Origin of the sequence: Nostoc sp., assembly GCF_036919495.1 — a bacterium.
In the GTDB taxonomy this organism is placed as follows: domain Bacteria; phylum Cyanobacteriota; class Cyanobacteriia; order Cyanobacteriales; family Nostocaceae; genus Nostoc.
The window spans coordinates 1-14,003 of record NZ_JBALBZ010000183.1; the positions used below are offsets into that span (position 1 = coordinate 1).

Here is a 14,003-nt window from a genome sequence, read left to right on the forward strand (position 1 = left end):
GCAAGCGCTTCGCTATCTACGGCGAACCAGATTTAGTATACAGCGTAGTTGGCTTTATGCTAGAAATGGGTGCTGAACCTGTGCATATCTTGGTTAACAACAGCAACGAAATATTTGAAGCAGAAATGAAAGAACTGCTTGCTTCTAGCCCCTTTGGTAAGAATGCAACTGTTTGGGGTGGTAAAGACCTGTGGCACATGCGTTCATTGTTGTTCACCGAACCAGTAGACTTCCTGGTTGGTAACACCTACGGTAAGTACCTGTGGCGCGACACCAAGATTCCCCTCGTGAGAATCGGCTACCCCATCATGGATCGCCACCACTTACACCGCTACGCCACCATTGGTTATCAAGGTATAATCAACCTCCTCAACTGGACTGTAAATACCCTGTTTGAAGAAATCGATCGCAACACCAACATTCCTTCTAAGACAGATATTTCCTACGACTTGATTCGTTAGAAATTGCGTAGAAACACAACGTGTTAATTAAAGGGTAAAGAAGGGGAGTAGGGAATAGGGAGTCGGGAGCAGGGAAATATCCAAACCCAATGCCCGATGCCCAATCCCCGATCCCCAACTCCCCTTTTTCTTGATAGCATTTACCCAAGGTATCTCTAAATGGAAACCATCAATCACACTCACGAACATACTCACACTCATCCTCATCCTAATTACCATCCACCTAACCAGAAAAAACCAGGATGGTTCAACAATCTTCTTAATCCATTGCGGCGTGTAGTGGATGGAATTCAGGTTAAAAATAATCGCTTCGCTCATCTAATTTGCCAAACAATTCCTTGTTGTTGTCCCTTTGAGCGACAAATTAAATTATTTGGGAAGTGTATTGATATCCCACCACTATGTAAACTCAATCCTTTATATGACGAATTTGTAGGATTGCGTTTTCGTGCTCTATCTTACCTCGCCGATGTATGTGGAGAGGATGTCACAAGATACATTTGTTAATTATTGGGCATGGGGCATGGGGCATTGGTCATTAGTCATTGGTAGAGACGCGATTATACTCTACGAGAAGCCGATCTTCGAGCGTCTACGCGTCTGTACAATAGTCAATTCAAATGACAAATGACAAAGGACAATTAACAATTAAGAGAAGAGAGATGAAAAGCACCCAAGGCAAAATCAACGAGCTGCTGACTGAGACAGGATGCGAGCATAATCAGCACAAACAATCTGAAAAGAAAAACAAGTCTTGCGCCCAACAGGCACAACCTGGCGCGGCTCAAGGGGGCTGCGCCTTTGATGGTGCAATGATTTCTTTAGTGCCGATCGCAGATGCAGCGCATCTAGTCCACGGGCCGATCGCTTGTGCTGGTAATTCCTGGGGCAGTCGTGGTAGTCTGTCGTCTGGCCCTCTACTCTACAAAATGGGCTTTACCACTGACTTGGGTGAAAATGATGTCATCTTCGGTGGCGAAAAGAAACTCTATAAAGCGATTCTGGAACTTCACGAGCGTTACCAACCAGCAGCAGTATTCGTCTACGCCACTTGTGTTACAGCCCTAATTGGCGATGATATGGATGCTGTCTGTAAAGCTGCGGCTGAGAAAATTGGTATTCCTGTTGTTCCCGTCATTGCCCCAGGATTCATTGGCAGTAAAAATCTGGGCAACCGTTTTGGCGGTGAAGCTTTATTAGAATATGTTGTCGGAACAGCAGAACCGGAACATACAACGCCCTATGATATTAACTTAATCGGTGAATACAACATCGCCGGTGAAATGTGGGGAGTAACACCACTGCTAGAAAAATTAGGCATTCGTATTTTGTCTAAAATTACGGGCGATGCTCGCTACGATGAAATTCGCTACGCCCACCGCGCCAAGCTCAACGTCATGATCTGCTCACGAGCGTTGCTGAATATGGCGAGAAAGATGGAGGAGCGTTACAACATCCCCTACATTGAAGAGTCTTTCTACGGCATCGATGATATGAATCGCTGTCTGCGAAACATCGCTGCTAAATTAGGCGACGCTGATTTACAAGAGCGGACAGAAAAGCTAATTGCAGAAGAAACGGCTGCTCTTGATTTGGCACTGGCTCCCTATCGCGCTCGACTAAAAGGTAAGCGGGTTGTCTTGTATACTGGTGGTGTCAAGAGTTGGTCGATTATCTCGGCTGCTAGGGACTTAGGCATTGAAGTTGTTGCTACTAGTACTCGAAAAAGTACTGAAGAAGATAAAGCCAAAATCAAGAAGTTGCTCGGCAACGATGGCATCATGTTGGAGAAGGGCAACGCCAAGGAATTGCTACAGGTGGTTAAAGACACTCGCGCAGATATGCTGATTGCTGGTGGTCGTAACCAATACACCGCTTTGAAAGCTCGAATTCCTTTCCTTGATATCAACCAAGAACGCCACCATCCTTATGCAGGTTATGTGGGAATGATTGAGATGGCGCGGGAACTTTACGAAGCTCTGTATAGCCCGATTTGGGAACAAATACGCAAACCCGCTCCTTGGGACGAGGAGGAAATTTAATGGCGATCACAACGTTCCTAGATTCGTTGGTGACAACACCAAATTCTCATCTTTTTCTCTCTGTGTACTCTGCGTCCTCTGTGGTTCAAAAAAATCATTTTTCAACCGCAGAGGCAAGAGAGACGCAGAGTAAAGAGCTTGCAAATGAGGAGGTAGTTTAATGGCGATCGTTACCGCTTCTAACAAAGCGCTGACAGTTAATCCCCTCAAGCAAAGTCAAGCTTTGGGTGCAACCTTAGCCTTTTTGGGATTGAAAGGGACAATGCCCTTATTCCACGGTTCTCAAGGTTGTACTGCTTTTGCCAAAGTTGTCCTAGTGCGGCATTTCCGGGAAGCAATTCCCCTAGCTACCACGGCGATGACAGAAGTCACTACTATCTTGGGTGGTGAAGAGAATGTGGAGCAAGCAATTCTGACTCTGGTAGAAAAGGCTAACCCGGAAATTATTGGTTTATGTAGTACTGGGTTAACGGAAACTAGAGGCGATGACATCGAAGGTTTTCTGAAAGAAATCCGCGATCGCCATCCTGAATTGAATGATTTAGCGATCGTTTTTGCCCCCACCCCAGATTTTAAAGGTGCGTTGCAAGATGGCTTTGCTGTTGCTGTGGAAAGCATAGTTAAGGAAATTCCTCGCGCAGGTGGACTCAGAACTGAACAAGTCACGATTTTGGCGGGTTCTGCTTTCACACCTGGGGATGTACAAGAAATCAAAGAGATAGTCACATCCTTTGGATTAGTGCCGATCTTTGTACCTGACCTTGGCGCTTCTCTAGATGGACATTTAGAGGATAGTTATAGTGCGGTTACTGTTAGTGGAACTACCTTAAAACAGCTACGAGAAATAGGTAGTTCTGCTTTTACCCTGGCATTGGGTGAAAGTATGCGTGGTGCTGCCAAGATTCTGGAAGAACGCTTTGGTACACCTTATGAGGTGTTTGGCGAACTGACGGGATTAGAACCAGTAGATGAGTTTATCCAAGCATTGGCGATTCTGAGCGGTAACAGCGTACCGGAAAAATATCGCCGCCAACGCCGTCAGTTGCAAGATGCAATGTTGGACACTCACTTTTACTTCGGTGCAAAGCGAGTTTCTTTAGCACTGGAACCAGATTTGTTGTGGTCAACCGTGCATTTCTTGCAATCGATGGGAGCGCAAATTCATGCGGCGGTGACAACCACGCGATCGCACCTTTTAGAAAAACTTCCGGTTAAAAGCATCACCATCGGCGATTTAGAAGACTTTGAGAGCTTATGCGCTGGGTCTGATTTGCTGATTGGTAACTCCAATGTTGGTGCGATCGCTAAACGGCTTTCGATTCCTCTTTATCGTCTAGGATTGCCCATTTATGACCGCTTAGGTAATGGTCAATTTACTAAAGTTGGCTATCGAGGCACGATGGAAATTGTGTTTGGCATCGGCAACCTGTTTTTAGAGGCAGAAGAAGCGAGAGTTAAGCAGTTCCAAGAGTTCGGAACTGTGAGCGCAGAGTTTTGAATTCACACTTGAAAATTCAAAACAGTTCAGTTAAAAGTCGATCCTCCCTAACCCTCCTTAAAAAGGAGGGAATTCAGAAAGCCTTAAATTAGCCCCCCTTTTTAAGGGGGGTTGGGGGGATCTTCCGAGTATCACTAACTGAACCGGATTGCTTCAAAATTCAAAACTTTAGAGAGGAGAATTACAATGAAAATAGCCTTCACGACGAGTGACCGAGTTCATATTAATGCCCACTTCGGATGGGCAAAAATGATTGATGTTTACGAAATTACTGATGAGGGATATCACTTCGTAGAAACCCTCAATTTTGAAGGCGAACTCAAAGAAGATGGGAATGAAGATAAAATTAACCCAAAACTTGAGGCAATAGGCGACTGTACGATTGTTTACGTAACAGCAATTGGTGGTAGCGCCGCCGCTCGTTTAATCAAGAAAGGTGTCACCCCAGTGAAGGCGCGATCGGAAGAAGAAGAAATTAGTGAAGTGCTAAACAAGCTAGTGAAAACCCTCAAAGGTAATCCTCCACCTTGGTTGCGTAAAGCTTTACAGCCAAAAACCACAAACTTTGCTGATGAAATCGAAGACGAAGCAACAGTATGACCGCAAATAACAGTGTTAACGGAACCGCTACAACTGAAGTCTTGAACTCACCTTTCCTGAAGGTATTAATTAAACAAATTCGTGGTCAAGACAGTTATGGAGTTTATCGTACTTGGTCGGATGAATTGATTCTCAAACCCTTTATTGTCACCAAACAAAAGAAACGGGAAATTTCTGTTGAGGGTGAAGTTGATCCGGTAACTCAAGCCCGGATTATGGCATTTTTTCGAGCTGTAGCGGCTGGGATTGAACAAGAAACAGGTTTGATATCCCAGGTTGTAGTTGATTTGAGCCATGAAGGATTTGGCTGGGCGCTAGTTTTTTCTGGTCGTCTCTTGCTAGCTGTAAAAACCTTGCGAGATGCTCAACGCTTTGGCTTTGACTCGCTAGAGAAATTAGCAGAAGAGGGAGAAAACTACGTCAAAAAAGGTCTTGATTTGGCGAAGCGCTTTCCGGAAGTTGGCAAAATTTAAGGAGTTAGGAGTGAGGAGTTAGGAGGGAGTAGTTAAGTTAACTCTTAACTTATAATTCATAACTTACAGTTTCTAATTTAGAACTCATAACTCCTAACTTGTAGAAAAGGAGTGGCTGATTGTGCAAGTAGAAGACACGAGCATTGAGGAACTACAAGGCCAAATCAGACGGCTGAACAGCAAAGCAGGTCAAATGAAAATGGATCTGCATGATTTAGCTGAAGGTCTGCCAACAGATTACAACCAACTTATGGATGTTGCAGCTGCAACTTATGAAATCTATCGCAAGTTAGATGAACTTAAGCAACATCTAAAACAATTGGAAAATGCTAAATGACCTAAGAGGAAAAAGATACAAGCCCCTAAAATTATGGGGATTGTTAATTTTGAATTTTGACTTTTGAATTCGGAGCGAAGCGACGTGACTAGAACGATTGATGAATTCAAGAAGCTCGTAGATGCAGAAGAATTTTTCCAATTCTTTAATATGTCCTACGACTTAGAAGTTGTGAATGTACATCGTCTACATATTCTGAAAAAGTTTTCTCAATACATGCAGGAAATTGATGATAATTCTCCTGACTTGAGTCAAGAAGAGAGACTAAATCAATATTCTTTGGCTTTACAAAAAGCTTATCAGCTATTTATCGAATCGACAGCTTATGAACAAAAGCTGTTCAAAGTGTTTAACGACAAGCCGAAAAATGTAGTCACACTGACAGAAATCACTTCTGATTAGGAGGTATAAATTGGTTAACCTAACGCCTACCGAATTAGAACGCTATCGTCGCCAAATGATGCTTCCGAATTTTGGCGAAACAGCACAGAAACGCTTGAAGTCAGCGACAGTTCTGGTGACAGGTGTGGGGGGATTAGGCGGTACGGCGGCGCTTTACTTAGCAGTAGCGGGCGTTGGGCGGCTAATTCTAGTCCGGGGTGGTGACTTGCGGCAAGATGATATGAATCGTCAGGTTCTTATGACTGATGATTGGGTAGGTAAGCCAAGGGTATTCAAAGCTAAAGAAACTCTGGATGCGATTAATCCTGATGTCCAAGTGGAAGCTGTTCATGATTACATCACCCCGGAAAATGTAGACTCGTTAGTGCAATCCGCCGATATGGCTCTTGATTGTGCCCACAATTTTACAGAGCGCAATTTACTAAATGAAGCCTGTGTACGCTGGCGTAAGCCAATGGTGGAAGCTGCAATGAATGGGATGGAGGCTTACCTGACAACGATTATTCCTGGTGTGACTCCTTGTTTATCTTGTCTGTTTCCAGAAAAGCCTGATTGGGATCAGCGCGGCTTTTCAGTTCTAGGCGCTGTTTCTGGAACCTTAGCTTGTTTAACGGCGTTGGAAGCTATCAAGCTGATCACCGGGTTTAGTCAGCCTCTATTGTCGCAATTGCTGACAATCGACCTAAATCGGATGGAATTTGCTAAACGCCGTTCTCACCGCGATCGCTCTTGTCCAGTATGCGGTAATAGTGCGCCTTGGAGACACGCGCAATCCAATTCGATGGAACCCACAGCCACGGGTATTGCACAAAATAGTTAATTTTTGTCATTAGTCATTGGTCATTAGTCATTAGTGAATAACAAAGGACAACTGACATAGACGCTTCTGCGGCTTCCCGCAGGGTAGGACAAAGGACAACCCCACCTGAAATCAGAACAACTAATTGCTACAAATCAGGAGACTTAATGGCCGTTATTTTATCAGAAAAAGCAGAATTCCATCTGCGGGCATTCCTCAAAGGTTCCGCACCCGACGCTAATGGCGCAACTAAAGGTGTCCGCATCTCGGTAAAAGATGGTGGTTGCAGCGGCTATGAATATGCAATCGATATCACCAGCAAGCCCCAACCAGATGATTTGGTAAGTCAGCAAGGCAAAGTGCTGGTTTACGTTGATGCCAAAAGTGCGCCGTTATTAGACGGAGTTATCGTTGACTTCGTTGAGGGAGTGATGGAAAGCGGTTTTAAATTCATCAACCCCAATGCAACTGATACCTGCGGTTGTGGAAAGTCCTTCAAAACAGACGATGGTACGCCTACTGGTGTACCTTGCAGCTAACATCATTCCGTTAGCGCCAAGTCTGATTGTAGAGGCTTTCTATAGATGCATTCCGCAGAGTTTCAATGCCCTTGAGGTAGCTTCTAGTTCGCCTTGCATCCCTTACTCCTATAGAGAAACCGACTAAGCGTAGCATCTCTATCTCTATAAGAAGAAAGGAAGCAAAAAGTAGGATAGGTTGCTCAAAAAATTCGTAAATTAGACCAACTGTATAACGTTTGAGGAGAATCTGGAAATGGCTACCTACCAAGTTAGATTAATCAACAAAAAAGAAGACCTCGACACCACAATTGAAGTTGACGAAGAGACCACCATCTTAGACGCAGCAGAAGAAAGTGGTATTGAATTGCCAGCTTCTTGTCAAGCAGGTTCTTGCTCTAGTTGTGTTGGCAAGGTTGTTGAAGGTGAAATTGATCAAGAAGATCAAAACTTCCTGGATGACGAACAGATTTCTAAGGGATTCGCTCTACTTTGTGTCACTTATCCCCGTTCTAACTGCACAATTAAGACACATCAAGAACCCTATCTCGTCTAAACTATTATTTTGGTTGCTGCCTTAGGCAATCAAATAAAAGATGAAGGATGAAGGATGAAAATATACTTCCTTCTTCCCTTCACAATCCCTAATTTATAATTTAAATGTTTTCCACTTTTAGTATTACTGGCTGTTCATTATAATTATTAAGAACGGGAGAGCGAGGAATCGTCACCTTCTGTAAAAGTAAAGATGGAACCATCTTGAAAAAATTAATATCAATAGGAGTAACACCTAGAAGCAGTATCACTTTAGAACAAAAATTTTCCTCATTAATTATTAAAATAGGAAACAGATACTTATCACTAGATACAGACAGTAGCCATGTTAATTATGTCCATATTATTGATAATTAATTAAATTAATTTAAGATATATATAATATTATCTTGACAAAATAATTATTAATTCATAATTAAAAGGGTTCGGAGCAAGCACTGATTGCAACTACGAATTACGAATTACATTGACCTCACTCCTTTCCTAATTAATTCCAGGAGTGAGGTGACTAAATTTATAGATATGAATGCAATTTGGTATTACAGACAAAGCCGCTTGCAAGAAAAAGTAACTTACCTATTTTTTAATCAACAGCAACTATTACATCTGATGATTTAATCACGGCATAAGCCTGCTTACCTTCTACAAGTCCTAGCTTTTCCGCCGATGATTTTGTAATTATTGACACTAACTCTACTCCTGGTGCCACTTCTAAAGTTATCTCAGTATTAACTGTTCCAGGCACGACTTTTTTTACAGTACCTTTGAGAGAATTACGAGCGCTAATTTCCATATTTTACTTGCCAATTTTAGCTATTTATACTTTAGTAAATTAGCAAATTTTAATATTAAAAATGTTGTTTTTTTAAATATCTTAATAATCCTGAAATAATTCTCATTTTCCTAACGGCTATACTTCTAGCTGATGATCTTTACAAGAAAGCATGGTAATGTACTACCAGACTCAGGCTCAAACAATTTTAAAAAATAATATTAATAGGCATTATCAAAAATATACTGATCAATTATAGGACTTACGCCAAATATCTCTCAAACTCTGATTTCTCCGTGCCCTCTGTGCCTCTGCGGTTCGTTATTCCGTAACTCATGCGTAAGTCCTAAATTAAATATCTTATTTTTTTTTATATATATCGAATGCTAAATAATCATTTTTACATTTATACTTGCTAATAAAAATCGCATCAACCCTTAGAGTAAACTTTAAGTAAATTTATTGGAAAACTTCAGCACCGTTTAAAGAAAAACAAAAAATCTTACAACTTGTAAAAACGAGTTGTTAGAGGTGTAGAATTGCGGAACAAACTAAAAATATTTGTGGAAGAGAGTCAGAACTATGATTCGGTTCCCACAAAACAGATTTTAAAAGCGATAGATACAAGCGATCGCTCTCCTATAATTGATACTATAGCCAGTCTCCAAGAATCAACCAAAGCAATTATTTCTCGATTATGCAAATCTGTTGATATAAAAACTAGCAAGTAAGCATTACTGGTAATAATTAGCACAAAGGATCGGTCAATGTCGCTATCTGAATTTGCAATTGTAGAAAGCACTCTCCGTGAAGGTGAACAATTCGTCAAAGCCAATTTTTCTTCAGATGATAAAGTCGAAATCGCTGAAGCGCTTGCTGTGTTTGGAGTGGAATATATAGAGTTAACGTCACCAATTGCTTCACCTCAATCTAGACGAGACTGTGAACGATTGGCTAGGTTAGGCTTGCCATCCAAAATATTAACTCACATTCGCTGTCACTTAGAAGATGCCAAAGTAGCTTTAGGTACAGGCGTAGCTGGGATTAATTTAACTATAGGCAGTTCTTCTTTGATGCGTCAGTTCAGTCATGGTAAAAATATTAATCAAATTATTGATTTAGCATCTGAAGTTTTAACTTTTATTCATCAGCAAGCTCCCGATATTGAGTTACGGTTTTCTGCTGAGGATTCGTCACGTACTCCTAGAGAAGATTTAATCATAATTTACTCGGCAATTGAAAAATTAGGATTCGTCAAACGTATAGGAATTGCCGATACAGTAGGAATTAGTACCCCAATGCAAGTATTTGAATTAGTGAAAACTTTGCGCCAGTTCACCAATTTAGATATTGAATTTCACGGTCATAATGATACAGAATGTGCAAATGCTAACAGTTATACAGCACTAGAAGCGGGGGCAACTCATATCGACACTTGTGTGCTTGGTATTGGTGAACGCAATGGTATTACCTCACTAGCTGGATTTATTGCTAGGTTATATGCTACAAATCCAGAGCAGATTAAATCTAAATATCGCTTGGATGAGCTTGGTTACTTGCATGAATTAGTTGCTAGAAAAGTTGGAATTTCTATTCCTTTTAATCACTGTATTTTTGGTGAGAGCGCTTTTAGTCATAAAGCTGGCATTCATACTAAGGCTATGCTCAATAACTCTGAGACTTATGAAGCTATTAATCCCCGAAGTTTTGGTGTAACGCGCTCAATTTTAATCAATCATAAATTGGCTGGAAAACAGGCGGTTAGTCACCGAGCTAATGAATTAGGGCTTTCCTTTAATTTATACCAGCTTAAAGATATTACCAATAGGTTAAAAACTTTAGCTGATAAACAAAGTCTTACCATTGAAGATGTAGACAATATTTTATATTCTTATCATTAGATATCTCCGAAAACTCTTGTAAAGACGTTGCATTGCAACGTCTCTACAAGAGTTTCAGGTAACGTATAACTAATTTCTGGAGATGTATATTGCAAGTAAATTTAAAAATATACACTCTTGCGGCTCAGATGCCCGACTTATTGAAGAAGTTGAGAATTTAAGCTTACTTACTTTGTAGTTATTTCATTTATAGGAATCCGATTTGATTTCTGAAAAAATCTAAGTATCTGTAGGGTGTGTTATGCCAAAGGCTAACGCACCTAAATCGTTAAATGGTGCGTTAGCCTTTGGCATAAAGCACCCTACATGTATTTCAGAAATCAAATATGAGTCCTATATAACATATCTACTATTAATCTATATTATGAGAGGAAACTGTAATAATTACTGCTTTTCCTTTATTTCTCAAGCTTTTTTTTTAAGAAGACTATCTGACAATCTTTATAAATGATTCATAAATTAAACTTATATAATTGATAGCATATATGTAAATTCAAAGAATTTAGATAACATTTTTTCAAGAATAGTGGGCATTGCTCACCATTCTGTTTACCAAGCAAATTCATACTAGTAAACTAGCACCAATAAAGCTAACTAAGGGATACTTATGAATCGAACCAATAGTCAGAATCTGAGTGAAGCTACAATCCAATGGCTAATAGCAAAAGGCTATAATCCTGGCGATTTAAATCAGACAGGTGAAAATGGTGATACAGCTTTGATGAAAGCTACAAGAGAGGGAATACATCCAGTTGTTAAAGAACTTATTGATGCAGGTGCGGATATCAATGCTCGAAATAGCGATCGCAACAATGCTTTGTGGTTTGCTTGTTTTGGTAATCACTACGATTTAATTAATTTACTACTTGCGAACAACATTAACATAGATAACCAAAATGATAATGGTGCAACTGTTTTAATGTATGCAGCATCAGCCGGAAAGACAGAAGTAGTCAAGTTACTTTTACAACATCAGCCTAATTTATATTTAAAAAACTTAGATGATTATAAAGCAATAGATTTTGCTAGCAATGTAGAAGTCTTAAGGATACTTAAAAATGCCACAAAGCCAGATATCGGGCAAAACTTATCATGACGCTACTAAGCATTCTTACTTATCGGTACAACTCGATCCAAATTATGTAGATGCTTCAACACAGCCATCTTCATTTAAAGTTTATCCCAGGTTTTATCGGAGAGTGAAATTAAATCTCAATAATCCTGTTCATTCTTTTATCTCATTAACCAGTGCGATAACACTAGAAAAAGTATATAAAGATGGCCCTTATAAACTGCGGGTGAATCCATCAGCAGGCGCTCTGTATCCTACGGAAGTTTACGTACAGGTTCGCCAGATTGAGGGAATGGTAGATGGTATATACCATCTAGAAGTTGAGAATAATTGTCTAACTCTCATCTATGAATTAATTGATGATGGGTTAGAGAGTTATATTATACCGGGTAAATGTATCAACGGATTCATCTTTTTAATTAGTTGTGTTTATTATAGGTCTAGCTGGAAATATCAAAATAGAAGCATAAGATATTGCTTCTTAGATAGCGGACACCATTTAGGTGCGATCGCAGCTTCAGCTTTTCTCCATGAAAAAGATATACAACTAGTTTTTGACTTTGATAAACTTGCGCTCAATTCAGATTTGGGTTTTGAGAATAAGGAGTTTATTACTGGTTGTGCGGTGTCAGGAGAAATACAAGACAAGAAAATCAGACACTTAAGGCTGAAAGTTCCTTTTGTGTCTGGTACTGATTATTTTGAATCTAATCAATTTATTGAAGATGCTTATCAAGCAACTACTCTGAAAAAGAGTCGTCAGCAGAAATTAGAGTATCCTCAATTTGATTTTGAGCGGGATAAATTTTATCAAACAGTTTGGACTAGACGTTCTATTAGACGTTTCCGGAAAGAGTCTATTTCTCAAGAAGATTATTTATATGTAGTGCAACAACTTCAGCAGTCAATACCGACAGAAAACTATGAGGAGATAGAAATTTACTCAGTGGTGCATCGTGTAGAAGGAATGACACCTGGGTTATATAAAGGTACGTATCTGGTTAAAGCGGGTAACTTTAGTGAAAAGACAGGTTACTTATGTATTAATCAAGCTATTGCTAAAGATGGCGCTGTAACTTTATTTTTTGTGTCAGATTATTTAAACTATCAAACTGCTATGCAAATAGCTGGTTTTCTTGGACAGAGGCTTTATTTAACTAGTAATTATTTGGGAATTCAATGTAGTGGTATTGGTGCTTATTATGATGACGAAACCCAAGAATTATTAGAAACAAATAAAGATGTACTTTATGGAATGGTGATTGGAATATAAGCAGGAAGCTAAAGAAAGATGGCTAGCAAGATGTATTACTTTAATGGTGATGACTCACATCCGATTCAACCGACATCTGCGGATATTATACTGCGTCAGCAACTAGAGTATTCTATTAGCAGATACTTTTATGACGCTTGCGATCGCACAATTCAAAATCTTCTATCTACTTGTCGGTGGTATGTTACAACCCATGCCAATGCTTTAACATTGGTTATTGAGTGTCCCGATCAAGTTACTAATTGGCGTATTTTGCAAAAAATCGTGCCAATGGGGACATTACTATATGGAATTGTCAGCAGTGCTAAAATCCGTGTTTGTCCGCCAGAGAGTCAAGGCGTACCTTTTGAAATGAGGGTAGATGAACTGTCTGTTTATCGAGATTGGGCTTAATAAGAGAGACGCGATTAATCGCGTCTGTACAGGAGTTGGGAGTTTAAAATTTCTACTCATTATTTTGGCTGATAAGTGCAGCTACCTCTTCAAAAACCACATCAGCAGAATGTTTGATAGCAGGACTTAATTCTAGTCCAAAACCAAGATTTGCCGCTTCAATTAAATAAACTGTCACCTCATCAGGAAAGTCATTTTGAAAGATTTTCCGCCCGGCGGCTAAAGCATTATCCCAACGAAAATCGTGCAAGTTATAACTAGGTTCTGGCAAAGCTTCCAGTTCTTTTCCTGGAACTTTAAACACAGCACCCGGTTCAGAACCTGTTGAACTTGCATCAATAATTATTAATTCTTTACTACCTCTAGCTTGAAACATTACTTCCATCCCTGCGGTGCCACAGTCATATACTCGCACTTTAGGATCAGGGTTTTCAGCTAGATATTTTTGTAAGCGTTGGGCAATGATTACCCCTACTGCATCATCACTGCGATTTAGATTGCCACAACCGATAATAGTTAGCATGGGATAAGATTTAATTGTTTAAGCAGTTGCAGGTCATATTCTATGAGAATATTTTTAATAATATTTCTGTAGTGATTTAGTTTATCCATTCAACTATAACCTCACTCTCGAAATTTACAACCATTAAAATAATACAGTTGCTCAAATAGATACTAGGCGAATGTCTTCAGCTGCCACTAGAGCGATCGCATAAAGTACAATAAGTTAAGGTAATTCTTCCTTTTGTCAATTATATGGATACTTTGACTACAGATAGGCAGAGATTAATTGAGGTAATTAATGCTCTCCCAAGACATCTCCGAAAACTATCAAAGCTTTGCTGTGGCTAGCTTATAAGATGCACTCTGCTTGCATCAAAAACTAGCTAGTCAATACGATAAAATA

18 protein-coding genes and 1 pseudogene are annotated in these 14,003 nt (G+C 39.9%); 17 read left to right on the top strand and 2 right to left on the bottom strand.

Annotation, left to right across the window (positions count from 1 at the left end; genetic code table 11):
- The 12 genes and pseudogenes from V7K25_RS26285 to V7K25_RS26340 form a co-directional block, all read left to right on the top strand.
- Window positions 1–461, top strand: a 461-nt coding sequence (locus V7K25_RS26285) for a nitrogenase component 1 (RefSeq protein ID WP_335162068.1), incomplete at its 5' end; no start/stop codon positions are given.
- A 159-nt stretch (window positions 462–620) separates the two neighbouring features.
- Window positions 621–968: a Mo-dependent nitrogenase C-terminal domain-containing protein gene (locus V7K25_RS26290; protein ID WP_335162070.1), complete on the top strand. Its 348-nt coding sequence runs from the start codon at window positions 621–623 to the stop codon at window positions 966–968.
- Between the two features lie 155 nt (window positions 969–1,123).
- Window positions 1,124–2,503: a nitrogenase iron-molybdenum cofactor biosynthesis protein NifE gene (gene nifE / locus V7K25_RS26295; RefSeq protein ID WP_335162072.1), complete on the top strand. Its 1,380-nt coding sequence runs from the start codon at window positions 1,124–1,126 to the stop codon at window positions 2,501–2,503.
- 160 nt (window positions 2,504–2,663) lie between these two features.
- Entirely contained in the window at window positions 2,664–4,001 is a 1,338-nt protein-coding gene (gene nifN, locus V7K25_RS26300) for a nitrogenase iron-molybdenum cofactor biosynthesis protein NifN (RefSeq protein ID WP_335162074.1), read from the top strand.
- A gap of 186 nt (window positions 4,002–4,187) precedes the next feature.
- The gene (gene nifX, locus V7K25_RS26305) at window positions 4,188–4,601 is read left to right on the top strand and encodes a nitrogen fixation protein NifX (RefSeq protein ID WP_292819426.1); all 414 of its coding nucleotides are present in this window, start codon (window positions 4,188–4,190) and stop codon (window positions 4,599–4,601) included.
- Complete coding sequence (locus V7K25_RS26310; protein WP_335162076.1) at window positions 4,598–5,074, top strand: NifX-associated nitrogen fixation protein; 477 nt, start codon at window positions 4,598–4,600, stop codon at window positions 5,072–5,074. Before nifX ends, V7K25_RS26310 begins: the two co-directional genes overlap by 4 nt.
- Before the next feature lie 121 nt (window positions 5,075–5,195).
- On the top strand, window positions 5,196–5,411 hold the full coding sequence (locus V7K25_RS26315; RefSeq protein ID WP_335162078.1) for a CCE_0567 family metalloprotein: 216 nt from the start codon (window positions 5,196–5,198) through the stop codon (window positions 5,409–5,411).
- A gap of 84 nt (window positions 5,412–5,495) precedes the next feature.
- A complete protein-coding gene (gene nifW / locus V7K25_RS26320; RefSeq protein WP_335162080.1) occupies window positions 5,496–5,813 on the top strand; it encodes a nitrogenase-stabilizing/protective protein NifW in 318 nt (105 codons plus the stop codon).
- Between the two features lie 10 nt (window positions 5,814–5,823).
- Window positions 5,824–6,633, top strand: a complete 810-nt coding sequence (locus tag V7K25_RS26325) for a HesA/MoeB/ThiF family protein (protein WP_335162082.1) — start codon at window positions 5,824–5,826, stop codon at window positions 6,631–6,633.
- 146 nt (window positions 6,634–6,779) lie between these two features.
- On the top strand, window positions 6,780–7,151 hold the full coding sequence (locus tag V7K25_RS26330) for a HesB/IscA family protein (protein ID WP_094327427.1): 372 nt from the start codon (window positions 6,780–6,782) through the stop codon (window positions 7,149–7,151).
- Between the two features lie 235 nt (window positions 7,152–7,386).
- The gene (locus tag V7K25_RS26335) at window positions 7,387–7,686 is read left to right on the top strand and encodes a 2Fe-2S iron-sulfur cluster-binding protein (protein WP_100900536.1); all 300 of its coding nucleotides are present in this window, start codon (window positions 7,387–7,389) and stop codon (window positions 7,684–7,686) included.
- Window positions 7,687–7,844: 158 nt separating this feature from the next.
- A pseudogene (locus V7K25_RS26340) lies at window positions 7,845–8,042 on the top strand (FeoA domain-containing protein); the annotation flags it as partial.
- Window positions 8,043–8,268: 226 nt separating this feature from the next.
- Here the strand turns inward: V7K25_RS26340 and V7K25_RS26345 are convergent.
- Window positions 8,269–8,478, bottom strand: coding sequence for a TOBE domain-containing protein (locus tag V7K25_RS26345; protein WP_109012242.1), 210 nt, complete (start codon window positions 8,476–8,478; stop codon window positions 8,269–8,271).
- A gap of 518 nt (window positions 8,479–8,996) precedes the next feature.
- Between V7K25_RS26345 and V7K25_RS26350 the strand changes: the two genes are divergently transcribed.
- The 5 genes from V7K25_RS26350 to V7K25_RS26370 all read left to right on the top strand — a co-directional run bounded on the left by V7K25_RS26350 (window position 8,997) and on the right by V7K25_RS26370 (window position 13,096).
- Window positions 8,997–9,188, top strand: a complete 192-nt coding sequence (locus V7K25_RS26350; protein WP_335162085.1) for a hypothetical protein — start codon at window positions 8,997–8,999, stop codon at window positions 9,186–9,188.
- Window positions 9,189–9,224: 36 nt separating this feature from the next.
- Complete coding sequence (locus tag V7K25_RS26355; protein WP_335162087.1) at window positions 9,225–10,358, top strand: homocitrate synthase; 1,134 nt, start codon at window positions 9,225–9,227, stop codon at window positions 10,356–10,358.
- Between the two features lie 607 nt (window positions 10,359–10,965).
- The gene (locus tag V7K25_RS26360) at window positions 10,966–11,454 is read left to right on the top strand and encodes an ankyrin repeat domain-containing protein (RefSeq protein ID WP_335162089.1); all 489 of its coding nucleotides are present in this window, start codon (window positions 10,966–10,968) and stop codon (window positions 11,452–11,454) included.
- Window positions 11,417–12,703 (top strand): SagB/ThcOx family dehydrogenase, encoded by a 1,287-nt coding sequence (locus V7K25_RS26365; RefSeq protein WP_335162091.1) that lies wholly within the window; start codon window positions 11,417–11,419, stop codon window positions 12,701–12,703. Before V7K25_RS26360 ends, V7K25_RS26365 begins: the two co-directional genes overlap by 38 nt.
- A gap of 18 nt (window positions 12,704–12,721) precedes the next feature.
- The gene (locus V7K25_RS26370; protein WP_335162093.1) at window positions 12,722–13,096 is read left to right on the top strand and encodes a hypothetical protein; all 375 of its coding nucleotides are present in this window, start codon (window positions 12,722–12,724) and stop codon (window positions 13,094–13,096) included.
- 52 nt (window positions 13,097–13,148) lie between these two features.
- On the opposite strand, the gene V7K25_RS26375 is transcribed toward V7K25_RS26370, so the two are convergent.
- Window positions 13,149–13,619 carry a hydrogenase maturation protease gene (locus tag V7K25_RS26375; RefSeq protein ID WP_335162095.1) on the bottom strand — a complete coding sequence of 157 codons (471 nt, stop codon included), beginning with the start codon at window positions 13,617–13,619 and terminating at the stop codon, window positions 13,149–13,151.
- Between the last annotated feature and the right edge of the window lie 384 nt (window positions 13,620–14,003).